The organism is Mycobacterium sp. P2_H7, assembly GCF_056403275.1.
Map to the genome: position 1 here is coordinate 14,807 of NZ_JBFUFU010000021.1, position 20,090 is coordinate 34,896.

The following is a 20,090-nucleotide window of genomic DNA, read 5'->3' on the forward strand; positions in this document are numbered from 1 at the left end:
CACAGATATCGGTACATTCGTTTTATGGCAAAGGCCCTGGCCCTCCTCGCCCTGCTGGTGGCGCTCACCGGATGTGCCGGCGGATCACCGATGGGTGATTCCGTTGCCCCGGTGGCAGAGGCACCCCAGTCGAAACTCTCCGACGCCGGTGGTGGCCCGCCGCTTGCCCCGCCGGGCGAACCGGCACCGGACATCAAGCGCGACATCATCAAGACGGCGACCGTCACGATGACCGCCGCCGACGTGCCCGGCACCGCCGACAAGGCCGCCGACGTCGCCACCGCGGCGGGCGGCCGCGTCGACAACCGGTCCGAGGACGCGGGCTCGGGGACCGGCCGGACGCACGTGTCGCTGGTGCTGAGGGTGCCCGCCGCGAAACTCGATGCGGCACTGGGTGACATCAAGAATCTGGGCACCGTCGAGAGCGTGCAGATCAGCTCCGACGACGTGACCGCGCAGCGGGCCGACCTGGACGCCCGCGTCACCGCACTGCAGACGTCGGTGGACCGGCTGCTCGGCATCATGCGTGACGCCAAGGATCCGGAGGCGCTGATCAAGGCCGAGGACGCCCTGTCGCAGCGCCAGGCTGATCTGGACAGCCTGCGTGCGCAGCGCGCCGCGCTCGGCGCGCAGATCGACTACAGCACCCTGAACGTCGAGATCCGCGCCGAACGGGTGGGTGGACCCGCGCCCGAGGAGTATCACGGATTCTTCGGGCAGGTGGAGCGCGGCTGGGACCTGCTGGTGAGCGCGGTCTCCAACGTGGTCCTGGCGTTCGGGCTGATGCTGCCGTGGTTGGCGGCGGTGGCCGTGCTCGGCGGGATCGGCTACGGAATCGTGAAGCTGGTGCGTTCCCGGCGTTCGTGAAAATCTCGACAAGAGCCGTTAGAACGTGTTCTAGTTTGTGGTGTGACGAGCACGTTGTTCACCCGTGATGAACTGGCAGAGGCCTTCGCTGTCTTCGAGCAGACCGTGGACCGGGCCGCGCAGACCCGGGACTGGGATCCATGGGTCGACCAGTACACCGAGGACGTCGAGTACATCGAACACGCGGCAGGCACCATGCGGGGACGCGAACAGGTGCGGCCGTGGATCTGGAAGACGATGGAGTCCTTCCCCGGCAATCACATGACCGCGTTCCCGTCGCTGTGGACGGTCATCGACGAGCCCGCCGGCCGGGTGCTCTGCGAGCTGGACAACCCGATGCGCGACCCGGGTGACGGCACCATCATCAGCGCCACCAACATCTCGATCGTCACCTACGCCGGCGACGGGTTGTGGCGGCGCCAGGAAGACATCTACAACCCGCTGCGCTTCGTGTCGGCGGCGATGAAGTGGTGCAAGAAGGCCAAGGAACTGGGCACGCTGCCCGATGAGGCCGAGCAGTGGATGCAGAGCATGAGAGGCGCGAAATGACGTCCTTGGTGATCGGAGCCAACGGCTACCTCGGCTCCCACGTGGTGCGTGCCCTGGTCGAGGACGGCGAGGATGTCCGGGTGATGGTGCGCGAGGGCGCCAACACCATCGGCATCGACGACCTCGACGTGGCGCGCTTCGTCGGCGACATCTGGGACAACGACGCGTTGCGGGCGGCGATGACCGGGGCCGACGTCGTCTACTACTGCGTCGTGGACACGCGGGGCTGGCTGCGCGATCCGTCGCCGCTGTTCCGCACCAACGTCGAGGGCACCCGCAACGTGCTGGACGTCGCGACGGAACCCGAAATCGTTTCGGGTCTCCAGAAATTCGTGTTCACCAGCAGCTACTCCACGGTGGGGCGCCGTCGCGGCCGGGTGGCCACCGAGGCCGACGTGATCGACGAGAAGGGCCTGACGCCCTACGTCCGGTCCCGGGTACAGGCCGAACGGCTGGTACTGCACTACGCGCGGGAAAAGGGTCTGCCCGCGGTGGCGATGTGCGTGTCCACCACCTACGGCGGCAAGGACTGGGGCCGGACCCCGCACGGCGCGATCATCGCCGGCGCCGCCTTCGGCAAGCTGCCCTTCGTGATGAGCGGGATCGCGCTGGAAGCCGTCGGGGTCAACGACGCCGCGCGCGCACTGATCAAGGCCGCGGCCAAGGGCCGGCCCGGCGAGCGCTACCTGATCTCGGAGAAGATGATCAGCAACGCCGAGGTGGCCCGGATCGCGGCGGAGGCCGCCGGTGTGCCCGCCCCGGCCAAGTCGATTCCCCTGCCGCTGACCTACCTCCTGGCCACGATGGGCACCGTCAAGGGCAAGCTGAAGGGCACCGACGAGAAGCTCTCGCTGGCCTCGCTGCGGCTGATGCGCGCCGAGGCGCCGGTGGACTGCACCAAGGCCCGGCGCGAACTCGGCTGGGAGCCAACACCTGTGGAGAACTCGATCCGGGAGGCGGCACGGTTCTGGGTGGGCCTGCGGGAGGCGCGGCGCAAGAGCAAGGCAGGTTAGCCTGGACCAGGTGAGCGCCAAGCTATCGGTCGATCTGTCCGGTGCGCCCCTGACCATGCTGGCCACCCTGTACGCCAAGGCGCTGGACGCCGATCTGCCGAACTCGATCCTGCACGACCGGTGGGCCAGCGGGATCGTCGACCGGATCGACTACGACTGGTCACGCACCTCCATCACCGCGACTAACTCCCCCGCGGTCACGACCCGTTCGGCGCACTTCGACCATTGGACGCGCCAGTTCCTCGCCGCGTATCGGGATGCCGTGGTGCTGCATCTCGGGTGTGGTCTGGACAGCCGGTTCTGGCGGGTGGACCCCGGACTTGCCGTCGACTGGTACGACATCGACTACCCCGAGGTGGCCGCACTTCGGGAGAAGCTCTATCCCACCGCCACGAACTACCGGGTGATCGCTGCCTCGGTCACCGACCCCGGCTGGCTGGCCGACATCCCCGGCGACCGTCCGGTGCTGATGCTCGGCGAGGGCCTCACCATGTACCTGACCGCGGCCGACGGGGTGGCCCTGCTGCGGCGCATCGTCGGGCACTTCCCCAGTGGGGAACTGCAATTCGACGCGTTCAGCCGGTTCGGGATCAAGACGCAGTGGAGCAATGCGATCGTGCGCAGGGCGGGCGCGACGCTGCACTGGGGCATCAACCGGCCCGAGGAGATCGTGACGGCGGTGCCGGGGGTGCGGCTGCTGGCGTGGCAGTCCCCGTTCGAGACGGCGAGCTTCCGGCAGGTGTCGCTCCCGTTCCGGGCGATGGCCCGGGCCATGTCGGCGGCCGACGCCACGAAGTACATGGCCCAGTACCACCGCTACGCGTTCTAGGCACTGCTGCCAGAATCGACCGATGCCGGTGAATGGTCACGTCTCCCATTGGTTCGACACGCTGCCGACGCCACGGCCGCCCCTGCCGGGGGACCGGGACGCCGACGTCGTGATCGTCGGCGCGGGCTATACCGGGCTGTGGACGGCCTACTACCTCAAGACGCTGGATCCGTCTCTGCGCGTCACCATCCTGGAGGCCCGGTTCGCCGGCTTCGGCGCGTCGGGCCGCAACGGCGGCTGGCTCTCGGGTCTGGTGCCCGGTGACCGCCACGCCATGGCGAAGCAGTACGGGCGCGACGGCGTCATCGCCTGGCAGCGCGCGCTGAACGATGCCGTGGACGAGGTCATCGACGTCGCCGCACGCGAAGGCATCGACGCGGGCGTCGTCAAGGGCGGCACCCTGGAGATCGCGCGGAACCCGGCGCAGGCGGCGCGGCTGGCGGCGCATCTGGCCGAGGAACGTGCGTGGCAGATCGACGGCATCAGCGAACTGACGAGTGCCGAAGCGGCGCAACGTATCCGGTTCACCGATGTGGTGTCGGCGTTCCACACCCCGCACTGCGCGCGCATCCAGCCGGCCTGGTTGGCCACCGGGCTGGCCGACACCGTGGAACGGCTCGGCGTCACCATCTACGAGCGCTCCCTGGTCAGCGAGATCGCGCCCGGCCGGGCCGCCACCGCCCGGGGTGTCGTCCGGGCGCCGATCGTGCTGCGCTGCACCGAAGGGTTCACCGCGCGGATGAGCGGGTTACGACGACGCTGGCTGCCGATGAACAGCTCGATGATCGCCACCGAACCGATTCCGGCCCGACTGTGGGACGACATCGGTTGGGCGGGAAGGGAAACCGTCGGCGACTCGGCGCACGGCTTCTTCTACGCGCAGCGCACCGTCGATGACCGCATAGCCATCGGCGGGCGCAGTGTCCCCTACCGCTTCGCCTCCCGCACCGACCATGACGGTCAGGTGCCGGCCCGCACCATCACCGCGCTGACGCAGGTGTTGCACGACATCCTGCCGCAGGTGCGTGAGGTGCCCATCGCACACGGCTGGTGCGGTGTGCTGGCCGTGCCGCGGGATTGGGATGCCGGGGTGGCGTTGGACTCGGCCAGCGGATTGGGTTGGGCGGGTGGTTATGTGGGCCACGGGGTGACCGCGACGAACCTGGCCGGCCGCACACTGGCCGACCTGGTGCTGCGCCGCGACACCGACATCACCCGGTTGCCGTGGGTCGGCCACCAGTCACGTGACTGGGAGCCCGAACCGCTGCGCTGGCTGGGTGTCCGGGGCCTGTACATCGCCTACAAACTGGCCGACCGGCACGAGGCGGGTGGCCGCGCGCGCACGTCACCCATCGCGCGGGTGGCGGACCTGATCACCGGTCGGCCGTGACCGGTCAGCGCCGGTCGATCATGTCCATCTGCGCGTCGGTGTGATGGCCGCCGGCGGCCGGGGCCATCGCATCCAGCGTCGCCAGTTGGTCGGCGCTCAGCGTCACGCTGTCGGCAGCGACGTTCTCCTCGAGTCGCCCGACCCGCTTGGTGCCCGGAATCGGCACGATGTCAGGGCCTTTGGAGAGTAGCCAGGCCAGCGCGACCTGGGCGGGTGTGGCACCCGCCTCGTCGGCGATGGCCCGCACCTGGTCGGCCAGGGCCAGGTTGCGCGCGAAGTTCTCGGCCACGAACCGGGGGTTGTCGCGGCGGGTGTCGTCATCGGCCAGGTCGTCCACCGACCGGATCTGGCCCGTCAGGAATCCGCGGCCCAGCGGCGAGTAGGCCACGAATCCGATGCCGAGCTCACGCAGCGCGGCGAGGATGTCGGATTCGGAATCCCTTGTCCACAAAGAGTATTCGGACTGCAACGCGGATATCGGGTGCACCGCGTTGGCGCGCCGGATGGTCTCGACACCCACCTCGGACAGTCCGATGTGGCGGACCTTGCCTTCGGAGATCAGCTCGGCGACCGTCCCGATGGTGTCCTCGATCGGGGTCTGCCGGTCCAGCCGGTGCTGGTAGTACAGGTCGATGTGATCGGTGCCCAACCGCTGCAGTGATCCCTCGACGGCGGTGCGGATGTTGGCCGGGCTGCTGTCGGCGCCCTCGCGGCCGGTGTGCGAGACCATGCCGAACTTGGTGGCCAGCACCACCTGATCGCGCCGGCCTGCCAGCGCCCGGCCCACCAGTTCCTCGTTGACGTAGGGCCCGTACACCTCGGCGGTGTCGATCAGGGTGACGCCCAGATCGAGGGCACGGTGGATGGTCCGGATGGACTCGGCGTCGTCGAGCCCGGCGCTGCCGTACGCGAATGACATGCCCATGGTGCCCAGCCCGATCCGGCCGACCTGCAGGGTTCCGAGCTGTGCGGCTTGCATCAGCCTTCGGCCTTGGCCTTGAGGCGCGCCAGGGTGAGCTTGATGTGCTCGGCGTTGGCCGTGCCGCGATCGGAGATGCCGGTGGCCAGCCCGGCGAGCGGCTTGAACCAGCCCGGCCTGCGGTCCCAGGTCTGTTCGGTGACCGTGCACCCGCCCTCGGTGGCCGCGATGTCATAGCGCCAGTGCGCGATCGGCAGACCCGTGGACTTCACGTCGAACGCGAACGCCCGGCCCGGCTCGGCGGCGGTCACGGTGCACTTGGTGGTCCATTTCTTGGACCCGTTGCGGTTGTGGCCCTTGAACACAGCCCCCGGAGCCACCGCATTGCCGGTGACCCATTCCATGGCGTCCGTCTCCTCGGCCAGCGCGGCCAGCGTCGGCAGGTCGGTGATCAGCGCGTACACCGCCTCGGGCGAGGCGGCGATGGTGACGTCGGCGCCCGCGGCGGGCGCTGTGTGCTCGGTCATGGGCAGATGGTAGCCAGAAGCGGGCCCGGGAACAGCGGGTTGGCCGCCGCCGTTGTGCCCTGTATGGCAGAACGTCACGTGCTCGAGCCCACCGCGGAGCACCCCATCACCATCACCCCCACCGGCCGGCGCGTCACGGTCCGCGTGAACGGTGCCGTCGTCGCCGATACCGAGGACGCGCTGACGCTGCAGGAGTCGACCTATCCGGCGGTGCAGTATGTGCCGCTGGCCGACGTCACGGCCGACGTGCTGACCCGCAGCGGCACCCAGACCTACTGCCCGTACAAGGGCGACGCCAGTTATTACGACGTGGCCGGGACACCGGATGTCATCTGGACCTACGAGCAGCCCTATCCGGCGGTCGCCGCGATCGCGGGCCGGGTGGCGTTCTATCCGGACAAGGCCGACATCACGCTCGATTAACCTGAACCGGTGCCCACCCGCAGCGTGGCCTTCGCCGGTCCCGTCAGCCCCGGGCTGACGCTGTTCCCACTGCGGCGCGGCCCCGGCGACCCCTGCTTCAGAGTGTCCGACGGCGTGATCTGGCGGGCCAGCCTGATGCCCACCGGTCCGGTGACGGCGCGGATCAGCAGTTCCCGCAGCATCGTGGACTGCGAGGCGTGGGGGCCCGGTGCCGACGAATTCCTGGACGGCCTTCCCGCCTATTTGGGGGCCGACGACGACGCGTCCGGCTTCGAGCCGGTCGACCCGGTGATCGCCAAGGCGTATGAGCGGGTCCCGCATCTTCGGCTCGGCCGCACCGGTCGGGTGCTGGAAGCGCTGATCCCGGCGATCATCGAACAGCGGGTGGCCGGCAAGGACGCCTTTCGGGGGTGGCGGCTACTGGTGACGAAATACGGGACTCCGGCGCCGGGCCCGGCGCCCGCCGGGATGCGGGTGCCGCCCGCGGCGGCGGTGTGGCGAACCATCCCGTCCTGGGAATTCCACCTCGCCAACATCGATCCCGGCCGCGCCCGCACCCTCGTGGGCTGCGCGCAGCGCGCCGATGCCCTGGAACGCTGCCGCACCGAGGCGGGCCTCCGGTCGATGCCCGGCGTGGGGGAGTGGACCGCAGCCGAGACCATGCAACGCGCCTTCGGCGACGCCGACGCCATCTCGGTGGGCGACTACCACCTGTCCAACATGATAGGGATGTCCTTGCTGGGCTACCGCATCGACGACGGCGCGATGGTCGAACTGCTGGAACCGCTGCGGCCGCACCGCCAGCGGGCGGTGCGGCTGCTCGAGGCCAGTGGCCTGGCGCGCAACCCGAGATTCGGTGCACGCCAGGCTATTCCGGATTTGAAGGCCCTGTAGCTAGCTCACCCGGTCCAGGGTGTCGTCGCGGTCGGGCCGGTCCGCGAGCTGTTCGGCGACACCGAACAGGAACGGATAGGCCACACCGGCGATCGCGGCTCCGACCAATGGCGCCAACCAGAAGGCCCACAGTTGCGCGGGTGCGCCGTCGCCGTTGAAGAACGCCACCGCCGTCGAGCGGGCCGGGTTCACCGAGGTGTTGGAGATCGGGATGGAGATCAGGTGGATCAGTGTCAGGGTGAGCCCGATGGAAAGGCCGGCAAAGCCTTTCGGGGCCCGGTCGTCGGTGGAACCGAGGATCACCAGCAGGAAGATGCCCGTCAGGACCACCTCGGTGACCAGCACGGCCACCAGCGAGAAGCCGCCGGGCGAGTGGGCGCCGAAACCGTTGGCGGCCATGTTGCCCGTCGCGCTCCAGCCGGCTTGACCGCTGGCCACGAAGTAGATGACGCCGCCGGCGACCAGGCCGCCGAGCACCTGCGCCACCCAGTACACGGGCAGCGCCGACCATTCCACCCGTCGGGCCAGGGCGGCGCCCAGGGTGACGGCGGGGTTGAAGTGCCCGCCGGAGATGGTGCCGAAGGCGTACACGCCGGTGAGCACTGTCAGGCCGAATGCCAATGCGACGCCGAGGAATCCGATGCCGAGGGAGGTTCCGTCGGCGGCCACGAACTTGGCGGCGAAGACGGCGCTGCCGCAGCCGCCGAGGACGAGCCAGAAGGTTCCGATGAACTCGGCTGCCAGCCGGTGTTGCATGGTGGGTCTTTTCATGGCGAGCTCCTTTGCCGGACATGCTGTCTGACGTGAGAGTCGCACAGCCGACACCCAGCAAAACTGAAAGTGTCCGAATCTTGGCTGTTTAGCAACAGTTTCTAGATTTGGGTGTCACTGTCCCGGTTCAGGCGCTGGGCCTTGTAGATCGACACACTGCTGCGGCTGATCAGCAGGTAGGCGATCCCCACGGTGATCATGGCACCGGGGAGCACCGAGAACGAGTTGGTCATCTCGGCCACCATGATCATCACCGCCAGGGGTGCGTGTGCCACCGAGCCGAAGCAGGCCATCATCGCGACCACCACGAAAACCCCAGGGCCCTCCGGAATTCCGGGCAGACCGGTGAGGTCGGCCAGTCGCCAGATCGCCGCCCCGACGAAGCCGCCGATGACGATGCCGGGGCCGAAGATGCCGCCGGAGCCGCCGGTGCCGATGGACAGCGAGGTGGCGACGATCTTGGCCAGCGGCAGCACCAGCACGATCCACAGCGGGATGGTCATCAGGCTGTCCTTGGCGGCGGCCAGCTGCACCCAGCCGTACCCGCTGGCCAGGATCTGCGGGATCAGCAGTGCCAGCAGACCCACCGCCAGACCGCCCAGCGCGGGTTTTACGACGATGCCACCCGGCAGCCGGGCGGTCAGCGCGACGGTGCCGTAGAACACCCGGGCGTAGGCGTAACCGATTGCCGCGGCGACGATTCCGATGAGCACGAACCAGCCCAGCTGCACCGGGTCGAAGACGTAGCCCGTGACCACGGTGCCGAACAGTGGCTCGAAGCCGAGGATGCTGCCGTACACCGCGTAGGCGGTGCCGGAGGTGATGAAACCCGGCACCAGCGACCGGTAATCGAAATCCTCGCGGTAGACGATCGAGGCGGCCAGCACCGCGCCGCCCAGGGGCGCGCCGAAGATCGCGCCGATACCGGAGCCGATACCGAGTGACACGGCGATCCGGCCGTCGGCATCGGAGAGGTCCAGGCGCCGCGTCAGCAGGGAACCGAACCCGGCGGAGATCTGGGCGGTGGGACCTTCCCGGCCCGCCGAACCGCCCGAGCCGATGGTGAGCGCGCTGGACACCATCTTCACCAGAACGGCCCGTGCCCTGATGGCGCGGGGATCGCTGTGGACGGCTTCGATGGCGTTGTCGGTGCCGTGGCCCTGCGCCTCGGGCGCGAACCGCGCCACGATGAGCGCGGAGACCAGGGCGCCTCCGAAGGCGATCAGCGGGATGGCCCAGGCCCGCGTGAAATGCGGTGAGCCGGGATCGCCGCCGTCACCGAAGGCCGTCGGCACGTCATAGCCGCCGAGATATCCGAGCAGGAACTCGCTGGAGTACTTCAGCATGAGGAAGAACAGCACCGCCCCGAGTCCGGCGATGATGCCGATCGCGATCCCGAGGATGAGCCATTTGCGCAGGTAACCGGAGTTGCGCACGAACGCGGCGAGGGGGGCCAGCACCCGTCGGATGCTAGTGCCGAATCAGGCGCGTGTCAGAGATAGGCGGTCAGCCGGCCCACCAGAGCCAGCCGCCCCTCGGAGTCGAACGCCTGCGCATCGGCCACGCCACTGCTGCGCCCGCTGTGCAGAGCCGTTGCGGTGTAATGAGATCGGCCACCGGAGATGAGCCGGCGCAGGTAGTTCACCCGCAGCGACGCCGTTCGCAGCGCCGTGTCGCGGCCGGTGTTGAGTGCCGCGGCCGCCACCAGCTCCAGTCCCGCCGCGGCCACCCCGCCGTGCACCGCGCCCATCGTGTTGTTCACCGCGGGGTTGGAATGCTGCACGAGCACCGGGTCGGTACCGCCCGCCTCGGCCACCTCGACGGCCATCAGCTCATCGAGCGCGGTGGGAACCGTGTCGGGCGCAGCGGCGGCACTGCCCGCGGGCGTGCCGGGGACGGACGCGGTGATGTAGAAGGTCCGGACCGTGCTGACCCCGATACCGACGCCACCGTGGCTGAGATCACACGCGGACAGCGACGTGGCCGTCGCGGTGCCCACGGCCCGGCTCTCGGCCAGCACCGGCGTAGCCGGGTCGGCGGCGATGATCGTCAGCGCGTCGGGCGTGAACTCCATGGCGAGCTCGCTGGACACCGTCCAGTGGCCGTCGGGGCGCCGCAGATGGTTGGCGAAGCCGGCGATGTGATCGATCAGCACGGCCAGTGGCGCGAGACTCGGTGTCCCGGTGAAGGGATTGAGCAGAGCGGACATGGGCATGGTGGCGGCGCAACGCTCCGCGGTGGCGTCCAGGTTGACGATCCCGAAGCGGCCGGGCGGTGAGTTCAGTGGATACGACATCTCGTGCAGCTTGACACGGCGCCACCGTCGGAGCGCGCGCAGCCAATTCGCAGTGCGGCCGGAGTGTCTGGTGTGACGGATGGTGTCCGTGGTCGGGGCGGGTGGCGCGGTGCCTAAGAATCTGACCAGGCTTTGAGCAAATAAATGCATTCTCATCTACGCATGTCAGAATTGAATAGCCCGTATTCAGCAAACGATTGTGAGGATAGGTCCTGCGCGGCGCCGGGCTGGTTCGGGGGCGCGGGATAGATGAAAAGGCAAGGGCCGCAAGTCGTTTGACGGTCCGTGCGAATAGCGCACGGTCTCCGCACTCCACCTCGTCGGCGGGGTTAGTTAGGTATGACTAAGTTGGCATGTCAGGCGGTGTTTGTCATATCGTTTTTCCCAACTCAAGGCGAGCGGGCTTAGCCGTCGTTCAGTGCTGCACGCAGGCACCGCGTCGCCGGGCCGGTACCGCCGGCGGATGCCGCTGGTCACAGCAGGCAGCAACACACCCAGCTTCACGCGAGCTCGGGCGAGATAGTGAAGGTCAGGTGGTATCCGGTGGGACCAGGGCCCAGTGGTCTGTACAACCCCGCGTATGAGCACGACTCATGCGGAGTTGCCATGGTCGCCGACATGCACGGCCGCCGCAGCCGCGACATCGTCGACAAGGCCATCACGGCCCTGCTGAACCTGGAGCACCGCGGCGCCGCGGGCGCCGAGCCCAATACCGGAGACGGCGCGGGCATCCTGCTGCAGGTGCCGGACGCGTTCCTGCGGGCCGTCGTGGACTTCGAGCTGCCCGAGGAGGGCAGCTACGTCACAGGCATCGCCTTCCTGCCGCAATCGGCGCGCGACGCCAAGCTGGCCTGCGAGGCCGTCGAGAAGATCGTCGAGGCCGAAGGCCTGACGCTGCTCGGCTGGCGCGACGTCCCGACCGACGACTCGTCGCTGGGCGCACTCGCCCGCGACGCCATGCCCACGCTGCGGCAGGTGTTCATCGGCGGAGCCTCCGGGATGGACCTGGAGCGCCGCGCCTTCGTCATCCGCAAGCGCGCCGAGCACGAGCTGGGCACCAAGGGACCCGGACAGGACGGCCCCGGCCGCGAAACCGTCTACTTCCCAAGTCTTTCCGGCCAGACCCTGGTCTACAAGGGCATGCTCACCACCCCGCAGCTGCGGGCGTTCTACCTGGACCTGCAGGACGACCGGCTCGAAAGTGCGCTGGGCATCGTGCACTCCCGGTTCTCCACCAACACGTTCCCGTCGTGGCCGCTGGCGCACCCGTTCCGCCGCGTCGCGCACAACGGTGAGATCAACACCGTCACCGGTAACGAGAACTGGATGCGGGCGCGGGAAGCGCTGATCCACACCGACGTGTTCGGTTACCACAACGACCTGAACAAGATCTTCCCGGTCTGTACGCCCGGGGCCTCGGATACCGCCCGGTTCGACGAGGTCCTGGAACTCCTGCACCTCGGTGGCCGCAGCATCGCCCACGCGGTGCTGATGATGATCCCCGAGGCGTGGGAGCGCAACGAGGACATGGATCCGGCCCGGCGGGCCTTCTATCGCTACCACGGCTCGCTGATGGAGCCGTGGGACGGCCCCGCGTCGGTGTGCTTCACCGACGGCACCGTCGTCGGCGCGGTGCTGGACCGCAACGGCCTGCGTCCGTCGCGCATCTGGGTGACCGACGACGGACTCGTCGTGATGGCCTCGGAAGCCGGCGTGCTGGACCTCGACCCGTCCACGGTGGTGCAGAAGCTGCGCCTGCAGCCCGGCCGGATGTTCCTGGTGGACACCGCGCAGGGCCGCATCGTCTCCGACGAGGAGATCAAGGCCGAACTGGCCGCCGAGCACCCCTACCAGGAATGGCTGGACGCCGGTCAGTTCCACGTCGACGACCTGCCCCCCGGCGACTACGTCAAGATGCCGCACCACCGCGTGGTGCTGCGTCAGCAGGCCTTCGGTTACACCTACGAAGAGCTCAACCTGCTGGTGGCGCCGATGGCGCGGACCGGTGCCGAGGCGCTCGGCTCGATGGGCACCGACACCCCCATCGCGGTGCTGTCCCAACGCCCCCGGATGCTCTACGACTACTTCCAGCAGTTGTTCGCCCAGGTCACCAACCCGCCCCTGGACGCCATCCGCGAAGAGGTGGTCACCAGCCTGGCCGGTGTCATCGGCCCCGAGGGTGACCTGCTGAACCCGGACGAGAACTCCTGCCGCCAGATCATGCTGCCGCAGCCGATCCTGCGTAACGCCGATCTGTCCAAGATCATCCACGTCGATCCCGACCACGAGATCCGCGGCCGCAAGCACGGCATGCGGGCCGCGGTGGTCAGCTGCCTGTACCCCGTCGCCGACGGCGGTGCCGGCCTGCGCCGGGCGCTGGAGGAAGTCCGCGCCAAGGTCAGCCAGGCCATCCGCAACGGTGCCCGCATCATCGTGCTGTCGGACCGCGAGTCCAACGAATGGCTGGCGCCGATCCCGTCGCTGCTGTCGGTGGCGTCCGTGCACCACCATCTGGTCCGCGAGCGCACCCGCACCCAGGTCGGCCTGGTGGTCGAGTCCGGTGACGCCCGCGAGGTGCACCACATGGCCATGCTGTGTGGCTTCGGCGCCGCCGCGATCAACCCGTACATGGCGTTCGAGTCCATCGAGGACATGGTCGACCGCGGCATCATCACCGGCTTGACCAGTGATGCGGCCAAGGCCAACTACGTCAAGGCCGCGGGCAAGGGCGTGCTGAAGGTGATGTCCAAGATGGGCATCTCCACCCTGGCCTCCTACACCGGAGCGCAGCTGTTCCAGGCCGTCGGCATCGGCCAGCGGGTGCTCGACGAGTACTTCACCGGATTGCACTGCCCCACAGGCGGTATCGACCTGGACGACATCGCAGCCGATGTGTCCGCCCGGCATGACCTGGCCTACCTGGACCGGCCCGACGAGTGGGCGCACCGCGAGCTCGAGGTCGGTGGCGAATACCAGTGGCGCCGCGAGGGCGAGTACCACCTGTTCAACCCGGACACGGTGTTCAAGCTGCAGCACTCCACGCGCACCGGGCAGTACTCGGTGTTCAAGGAGTACACCAAGCTGATCGACGACCAGAGCGAGCGGATGGCCTCGCTGCGCGGCCTGCTGAAGTTCAAAGATGATGTACGGCAGCCGGTTCCGCTGGACGAGGTGGAATCCGCCAGCGAGATCGTCAAGCGTTTCTCGACCGGCGCGATGAGCTACGGCTCGATCTCGGCCGAGGCGCACGAGACCCTGGCCATCGCGATGAACCGGCTCGGTGGCCGGTCGAACTCCGGTGAGGGTGGCGAGGCCGTCGAGCGGTTCGAGCCCGACGCCAACGGCGACTGGCGCCGCAGCGCCATCAAGCAGGTCGCTTCCGGCCGGTTCGGTGTGACCAGTCACTACCTGACCAACTGCACCGATATCCAGATCAAGATGGCCCAGGGCGCCAAACCTGGTGAGGGCGGCCAGCTTCCGGGCCACAAGGTGTACCCGTGGGTGGCCGACGTGCGGCACTCCACGCCCGGCGTGGGGCTGATCTCACCCCCGCCGCACCACGACATCTACTCCATCGAGGATCTGGCGCAGCTGATCCACGACCTGAAGAACGCCAACCCGGCGGCGCGTGTGCACGTGAAGCTGGTGTCGGAGAACGGCGTCGGCACGGTGGCCGCGGGCGTCTCGAAGGCGCACGCCGACGTGGTGCTGATCTCCGGTCACGACGGTGGCACCGGCGCCACGCCGCTGACCTCGCAGAAGCATGCGGGTGCGCCGTGGGAGCTGGGCCTGGCCGAGACGCAGCAGACGCTGCTGCTCAACGGGCTTCGGGACCGCATCGTCGTGCAGGTCGACGGGCAGCTCAAGACGGGCCGCGACGTCGTGGTCGCCGCGCTGCTGGGCGCCGAGGAGTTCGGCTTCGCCACCGCCCCGCTGGTGGTGTCGGGCTGCATCATGATGCGGGTCTGCCACCTCGACACCTGCCCGGTGGGTGTGGCCACCCAGAACCCGGTGCTGCGCGAGCGGTTCAACGGCAAGCCCGAGTTCGTGGAGAACTTCTTCCTGTTCATCGCCGAAGAAGTCCGGGAGCTCATGGCGCAGCTCGGATTCCGCACCATCAACGAGATGGTCGGCCAGGTTTCGACGCTGGACACCCAGCGCGCCGCGGAGCACTGGAAGGCGCACAAGCTCGACCTGTCGCCGGTGCTGCACGAGCCGGAGTCGGCGTTCATGAACCAGGATCTGTACTGCACGTCGGTGCAGGATCACGGGCTGGACAAGGCGCTGGATCAGCAGCTGATCACCCAGAGTCGCGAGGCGATCGACAGCGGGACGGCGGTCAGCTTCACCACCAAGATCGCCAACGTGAACCGCACCGTCGGAACAATGCTCGGCCACGAGGTGACGAAAGTCTATGGCGGGCAGGGCCTTCCGGACGGCACCATCGACATCACCTTCGACGGCTCGGCCGGTAACAGCTTCGGTGCGTTCGTGCCGCGCGGTATTACGCTGACCGTCCGCGGTGATGCCAATGACTATGTGGGCAAAGGCCTCTCGGGTGGACGCATCGTGGTGCGGCCGTCTGCCGCTGCCCCGTCGAATTACGTCGCCGAGGAGAACATCATCGGCGGAAACGTGATCCTGTTCGGCGCCACCAGCGGACAGGCGTTCCTGCGCGGTGTGGTCGGCGAGCGTTTCGCCGTCCGCAACTCCGGGGCGCACGCGGTCGTCGAGGGCGTCGGTGACCACGGATGTGAGTACATGACCGGCGGCAAGGTGGTCATCCTCGGGCAGACCGGGCGCAACTTCGCCGCCGGTATGTCCGGTGGCGCGGCCTACGTCTATGACCCGGACAAGCAGTTGGCGGGCAACGTGAATGGGGAGATGGTCGATCTTGACGCTCTGGACGATGCCGACCTCGAATGGCTGCACGGCATGATCACCGCGCACGTGGAGGTCACCGATTCGGCTGTGGGTCACCGGATTCTGGCCGACTGGCCAGCGCATCAGTCGAAATTCGTGAAGGTCATGCCGCGCGACTACAAGAAGGTACTGGTGGCGATAGCAGAGGCTGAGTCCGCGGGCAACGACGTCGGCGAAGCGATCATGGCGGCCGCTCGTGGCTGATCCGAACGGCTTCCTCAAGCACACCGCCCGGGAGACCCCGACCCGGCGTCCAGTCGACCTGCGCCTGCAGGACTGGAAAGAGGTCTACGAGGACTTCTCGAAGGACACCCTGCAGGTCCAGGCATCACGCTGCATGGACTGCGGTATCCCGTTCTGTCACAACGGTTGTCCGCTGGGGAACCTGATCCCCGAGTGGAACGACCTGGTGTTCCGCGACCGCTGGCGCGACAGCATCGAGCGCCTGCACGCCACGAACAACTTCCCGGAGTTCACCGGCCGGCTGTGCCCGGCTCCGTGTGAGGCGTCCTGCGTGCTGGGCATCAATCAGGATCCGGTGACCATCAAGCAGGTCGAGGTCGAGATCATCGACAACGCCTGGGAGCAGGGCTGGGTCAAGCCGCTGCCGCCGGACGTGCTGACCGGTAAGAAGGTCGCCGTGGTCGGCTCCGGGCCTGCCGGGCTGGCCGCCGCCCAGCAGCTCACCCGTGCCGGACACGAGGTGACCGTCTTCGAGCGGGCCGACCGCATCGGTGGCCTGCTGCGCTACGGCATCCCCGAGTTCAAGATGGAGAAGCGCCACATCGACCGGCGTCTGGAGCAGATGGCGGCCGAGGGCACCACGTTCCGCACCGGCGTCAACGTCGGCGTCGACATCACCGTCGAGCAGCTGGATGAGGATTTCGACGCCGTGGTGCTGGCCGGCGGTGCGACCGCCTGGCGTGACCTGCCGATCCCGGGCCGCGAGCTGGACGGTATCCACCAGGCCATGGAGTACCTGCCGTGGGCCAACCGCCTGCAGCAGGGCGATGACGTGGCCGGCCCCGACGGTCAGCCGCCCATCACCGCCAAGGACAAGAAGGTCGTCATCATCGGCGGCGGCGACACCGGGGCGGACTGCCTGGGCACCGCGCACCGCCAGGGTGCCGCCAGCATCCACCAGTTCGAGATCATGCCCCGCCCGCCGGAGACCCGTGCGGACTCGACGCCGTGGCCGACCTACCCGTTGATGTTCCGGGTGGCCTCCGCGCACGAGGAGGGTGGCGAGCGGGTGTTCTCGGTCAACACCGAGCAGTTCGTCGGCGCCGACGGCAAGGTGACCTCGCTGCAGGTGCACGAGGTGCAGATGAAGGCCGGGAAGTTCGAGAAGGTCGAGGGGTCGGATTTCGACCTGGACGCCGACGTCGTCTTCCTGGCGATGGGCTTCGTCGGGCCGGAGCGTGAGGGCCTGCTGACCGACCTGGGTGTGGAGCTGACCGACCGCGGCAACGTGGCCCGTGCCGACGACTTCCAGACGACGGTGCCGGGCGTGTTCGTGGCCGGCGACATGGGTCGCGGGCAGTCGCTGATCGTGTGGGCGATCGCCGAGGGCCGCGCCGCGGCCGCGGGTGTCGACCGGTTCCTGATGGGTGAGTCGGCCTTGCCGGCACCGATCAAGCCCACCGCTGCCCCGCAACGGTAGGTCACGGTTGGCTGTCCGCGAGATTGCAGTTGTTGCGTGCGCTGGTCGCAGAATCGCGACGCAACCGCAATCTCGCGGGCCGGACGGGTCACAAAGCGATCGCGCGGCGTAACTTCAGCAACTTCAGTCCCACCAGAAACATCGGACTTTTCGTCGGCGCGCCTTTCTGTGTTTGCTCCGTCACAGGTATCTAATGATCCCGCAGGGGTCGTGCGGTAAAGTGACCCCCCGGTGCATGTAAACGCCCGACCGCAGGAGTTTTCACCGTGTACAACAACACTTATTCACGGTCCCGAGTCAGCCGAATTGCCTGGTCATGGTTCCGTCATCCAGTCAAGAGCCGAGAATTCCCAGCTAAGCACGAGCGCCTGATCACCGCCGCGGAGATGCTCCGCTTCGGCGCCTGATCCACTCCGTTTTCCGGCCTCGTACTGACGGCGGCGTTACTTTGCCAGCCGTTATCGTTTCGTTACCGCCAGTTCGGTAGCGCTCTTCACCGCCGCACCCGGCCTCTTTGAAACTCATTACCGCCGAACTGGCGTTTCGGCGCGCAAAAACCCCGTGCAATGCACAGGATGTACCCAGAGACCGCGGCGCCGCCGTTCGGCCTCTGCCGGACCGGCGGCTCCCGCAGGGTGACCTGCCCCCTGCGGGAACCGTCCCGGGTCAGAGCTTGGCGTCCCGGATGGCCTCGGCCAGCGGCTCCAGCACCGCGGTGTCGTACGGCGGCGGCAGGTAGATGATGGCCAGATCCAGGCCCGCCTCGCCGAGGGCGGCCGCTTCGGCGACGACCTTGGCGTAGTCGCGGTCCTCACCGAGGCGGACGTGCGCGGAGGTGGTGATCTCCTTCGGGTCGCGGCCGATGTCGGCGCAGTGCGCGTCCAGCACCCCACGCAGTCGTGCGAACTCCTCCGGCGGGCCGCCGACGAAGTTCCAGTGATCGGCGTACTTGGCGGTGATCTTCAAGGTGCGCTTCTCGCCGCTACCGCCGATGCAGAACGGCGGGTGCGGCTGTTGCGGGCCCTTGGGCTCGTTGCGGGCGTCCTTGAGCTGATAGAACTTGCCGTCGAACGTCGTGGTCTCCTGGGTGAGCAGGCCCTTGAGGATCTGGCAGGCCTCCTCGAAGCGGTCGAACCGTTCCTTGATGCTGCCCAACTCGATGCCGTAGGCGCCGGACTCTTCCTCATTCCAGCCGGCACCGATGCCGAGCTCGAGGCGGCCATTGGAGATGATGTCCAGCGCCGCGGCCATGTTGGCCAGCACCGCGGGATGGCGGTAGTGGATGCCCGTCACCAGCACGCCCACCCGAAGCCGCGTGGTGGCCTGGGCCAGCGCGGTCAGCGTCGTCCAGCCCTCCAGGCACGGACCGGTGGAATCGGAGAAGATCGGATAGAAGTGATCGAAGGTCCAGCCGGATTCGAAGACGTCGATGTCATCGGCCGTTTTCCAGATGGCCAGCATGTCGGCCCATGTCGTGTTCTGCGGGGATGTCTTGAAGGCGAATCTCACACGAACCAAAACTAGTCCTGTTGCGGGATTCATTCCGGGGACTTGTTGGCAGTTTGGTGTGAATCGGTGGCGACGGGCTAGCCGGGTGCTACGAGCGACATCAATTCCGTTCCGTCATCGGACAATTGGACGAGGGTGGTGTTGATGCGCCAGACGTGGCGGAAGGAGCCTGTCGGGGATCGGACTGTCCACAGCGACTCGCAGGACGCCAAGTCGGCGCCACTGGTTTCCAATCCGACCGTGGCGTTGCCGGACGCCAGCACCGCGACCTTGCCGTCACTGGCGATAAAACTGCCCTCACCCAGGCCGTATCCGCAGACCCTCCCCGTGGCTCCCCTGCGCAGGTCGTACTGGTGCCAACCGGGATTTCCCATGGCGAAGAGGGTGGTCCCGATGAGTCGGGTCTGGGCCGGCGCAGGACCGGGTTGGCGCAGAAGTTCTTCGCCCTGGGCCGAGTACACGGCCCACCCGTCATGTGGTGACGCGACTATCGGAAGATCGGATGAATCATCACCGAGTACGCCGTCCGCGATGTCCTTACCGACGCGGCGGCCGGACTCGTCGAAGAGTCGAACCATCGAAGCACCGTCACGGTCCACGACCTCGGACGCGAAGCCACCGGGGTACAGCGTGGTCCGGGCCTGCGTGGCATCATCTTCCAAGTCCGGGTGGACAACGACGCCGTCTCTGGGCGAGAACACGATGCTGGAGTCCGAAGTACGACCCGAACCCTGCGCGGCCCGTGCGGGAGAGAGTTCCCGGACCGTTGGATTGGTGTGGCTGATCCTGCCATTCCCCGGAACGAACCAGGTCGTCTGGGCGCGATCTCCCACTCCGTAAACGCCGCTGGATTCCGTTGCGGCAATGGCATATATACCGATCTGGCGGACGGCGAGTCTGCCGGTGTAAGTCCGAAGATCTGTTGGGCCGGTGAAGATCAACGCTCCGCTGTTGGCGTCGACGGTCCAGGCGGTGACGTTCTCCGTCTCATTGGCGATGCATAGCAGTGAGTGCGGGCCATTGAGATAGCAATCTGGAGGACGCCCGGATGTCGCCAGTCGCACAGCCGGAAACAACGGCCGGCCATCGCGGATGTCGAGGCCGACCAGCCACCACGCCGGATTCGTGGCACCCGGAGATCCTGTGACGAAATAGGCTCTGTCGCCTATGTTTCCGAAGAACGGGTTGGAATCGAATGGTGAGGCATTTGTGGCGAACCTGATCGGATCGAGTGCGACTTCGGGCGGAGGAGTTGCGACAAGATCCGACACATTTGTGCGCCAACCGGGCTTCGGCGTCACCTGCATCGACGTCGACAGGAGTGCTTGCGGCGGAGGAAGCCAGTCGCCCGGGGTCGTCGCCGGGGACGTCGGACCGGAATTCGACGCGAGGTTTATGCCGATCACGGTGAGAAGGACAGTTACCAGAGCGCCGGTGGCGATCAGAAGCCAGCGGATCCTGCTCTGAGAACCTGTCCCCGCATGCTGCTGAGTCATGATCTATGCCTTCTCATATGA

General features: G+C 67.6%; 16 protein-coding genes. 9 read left to right on the forward strand and 7 right to left on the reverse strand.

Features of this window, described 5'->3' with window-relative positions; genetic code table 11:
* Nucleotides 1–57 precede the first annotated feature (57 nt).
* The 5 genes from AC1DY7_RS27260 to AC1DY7_RS27280 are packed head-to-tail and all read left to right on the forward strand — an operon-like array spanning nt 58 to nt 4,648.
* Complete coding sequence (locus tag AC1DY7_RS27260; RefSeq protein ID WP_477496953.1) at nt 58–867, forward strand: DUF4349 domain-containing protein; 810 nt, start codon at nt 58–60, stop codon at nt 865–867.
* Between the two features lie 42 nt (nt 868–909).
* Entirely contained in the window at nt 910–1,416 is a 507-nt protein-coding gene (locus AC1DY7_RS27265) for a nuclear transport factor 2 family protein (protein ID WP_477496875.1), read from the forward strand.
* On the forward strand, nt 1,413–2,429 hold the full coding sequence (locus tag AC1DY7_RS27270; protein WP_477496876.1) for an NAD-dependent epimerase/dehydratase family protein: 1,017 nt from the start codon (nt 1,413–1,415) through the stop codon (nt 2,427–2,429). Before AC1DY7_RS27265 ends, AC1DY7_RS27270 begins: the two co-directional genes overlap by 4 nt.
* A gap of 55 nt (nt 2,430–2,484) precedes the next feature.
* Nucleotides 2,485–3,258, forward strand: a complete 774-nt coding sequence (locus tag AC1DY7_RS27275; protein WP_477496954.1) for a class I SAM-dependent methyltransferase — start codon at nt 2,485–2,487, stop codon at nt 3,256–3,258.
* 22 nt (nt 3,259–3,280) lie between these two features.
* Nucleotides 3,281–4,648 (forward strand): NAD(P)/FAD-dependent oxidoreductase, encoded by a 1,368-nt coding sequence (locus AC1DY7_RS27280; protein WP_477496877.1) that lies wholly within the window; start codon nt 3,281–3,283, stop codon nt 4,646–4,648.
* A 4-nt stretch (nt 4,649–4,652) separates the two neighbouring features.
* Here the strand turns inward: AC1DY7_RS27280 and AC1DY7_RS27285 are convergent, their stop codons facing one another.
* Together AC1DY7_RS27285 and AC1DY7_RS27290 are read right to left on the reverse strand one after the other, a co-directional pair.
* Complete coding sequence (locus AC1DY7_RS27285) at nt 4,653–5,627, reverse strand: aldo/keto reductase (RefSeq protein WP_477496878.1); 975 nt, start codon at nt 5,625–5,627, stop codon at nt 4,653–4,655.
* A complete protein-coding gene (locus tag AC1DY7_RS27290) occupies nt 5,627–6,094 on the reverse strand; it encodes an SRPBCC family protein (RefSeq protein WP_477496879.1) in 468 nt (155 codons plus the stop codon). Before AC1DY7_RS27290 ends, AC1DY7_RS27285 begins: the two co-directional genes overlap by 1 nt.
* A gap of 63 nt (nt 6,095–6,157) precedes the next feature.
* Here AC1DY7_RS27290 and AC1DY7_RS27295 point away from each other — a divergent pair, with 63 nt between their 5' ends.
* Both AC1DY7_RS27295 and AC1DY7_RS27300 read left to right on the forward strand, forming a co-directional pair.
* The gene (locus AC1DY7_RS27295) at nt 6,158–6,517 is read left to right on the forward strand and encodes a DUF427 domain-containing protein (RefSeq protein ID WP_477496880.1); all 360 of its coding nucleotides are present in this window, start codon (nt 6,158–6,160) and stop codon (nt 6,515–6,517) included.
* Between the two features lie 9 nt (nt 6,518–6,526).
* The gene (locus tag AC1DY7_RS27300) at nt 6,527–7,411 is read left to right on the forward strand and encodes a DNA-3-methyladenine glycosylase family protein (protein ID WP_477496881.1); all 885 of its coding nucleotides are present in this window, start codon (nt 6,527–6,529) and stop codon (nt 7,409–7,411) included.
* Here AC1DY7_RS27300 and aqpZ read toward each other — a convergent pair whose 3' ends face one another.
* The 3 genes from aqpZ to AC1DY7_RS27315 form a co-directional block, all read right to left on the reverse strand.
* Nucleotides 7,412–8,182: an aquaporin Z gene (gene aqpZ, locus AC1DY7_RS27305; protein WP_477496882.1), complete on the reverse strand. Its 771-nt coding sequence runs from the start codon at nt 8,180–8,182 to the stop codon at nt 7,412–7,414.
* A 101-nt stretch (nt 8,183–8,283) separates the two neighbouring features.
* Complete coding sequence (locus AC1DY7_RS27310; RefSeq protein WP_477496883.1) at nt 8,284–9,642, reverse strand: chloride channel protein; 1,359 nt, start codon at nt 9,640–9,642, stop codon at nt 8,284–8,286.
* Between the two features lie 32 nt (nt 9,643–9,674).
* Entirely contained in the window at nt 9,675–10,478 is an 804-nt protein-coding gene (locus AC1DY7_RS27315; RefSeq protein WP_477496884.1) for a PaaI family thioesterase, read from the reverse strand.
* Nucleotides 10,479–11,021: 543 nt separating this feature from the next.
* Here AC1DY7_RS27315 and gltB point away from each other — a divergent pair.
* Nucleotides 11,022–15,605, forward strand: a complete 4,584-nt coding sequence (gene gltB, locus AC1DY7_RS27320) for a glutamate synthase large subunit (protein ID WP_477496885.1) — start codon at nt 11,022–11,024, stop codon at nt 15,603–15,605.
* The gene (locus AC1DY7_RS27325; RefSeq protein WP_477496886.1) at nt 15,598–17,064 is read left to right on the forward strand and encodes a glutamate synthase subunit beta; all 1,467 of its coding nucleotides are present in this window, start codon (nt 15,598–15,600) and stop codon (nt 17,062–17,064) included. The genes gltB and AC1DY7_RS27325 overlap by 8 nt, the downstream gene beginning before the upstream one ends.
* A 666-nt stretch (nt 17,065–17,730) precedes the next feature.
* Here AC1DY7_RS27325 and AC1DY7_RS27330 read toward each other — a convergent pair.
* A complete protein-coding gene (locus AC1DY7_RS27330; protein WP_477496887.1) occupies nt 17,731–18,573 on the reverse strand; it encodes an LLM class F420-dependent oxidoreductase in 843 nt (280 codons plus the stop codon).
* A gap of 77 nt (nt 18,574–18,650) precedes the next feature.
* On the reverse strand, nt 18,651–20,069 hold the full coding sequence (locus AC1DY7_RS27335) for a hypothetical protein (RefSeq protein ID WP_477496888.1): 1,419 nt from the start codon (nt 20,067–20,069) through the stop codon (nt 18,651–18,653).
* Nucleotides 20,070–20,090: the final 21 nt, after the last annotated feature.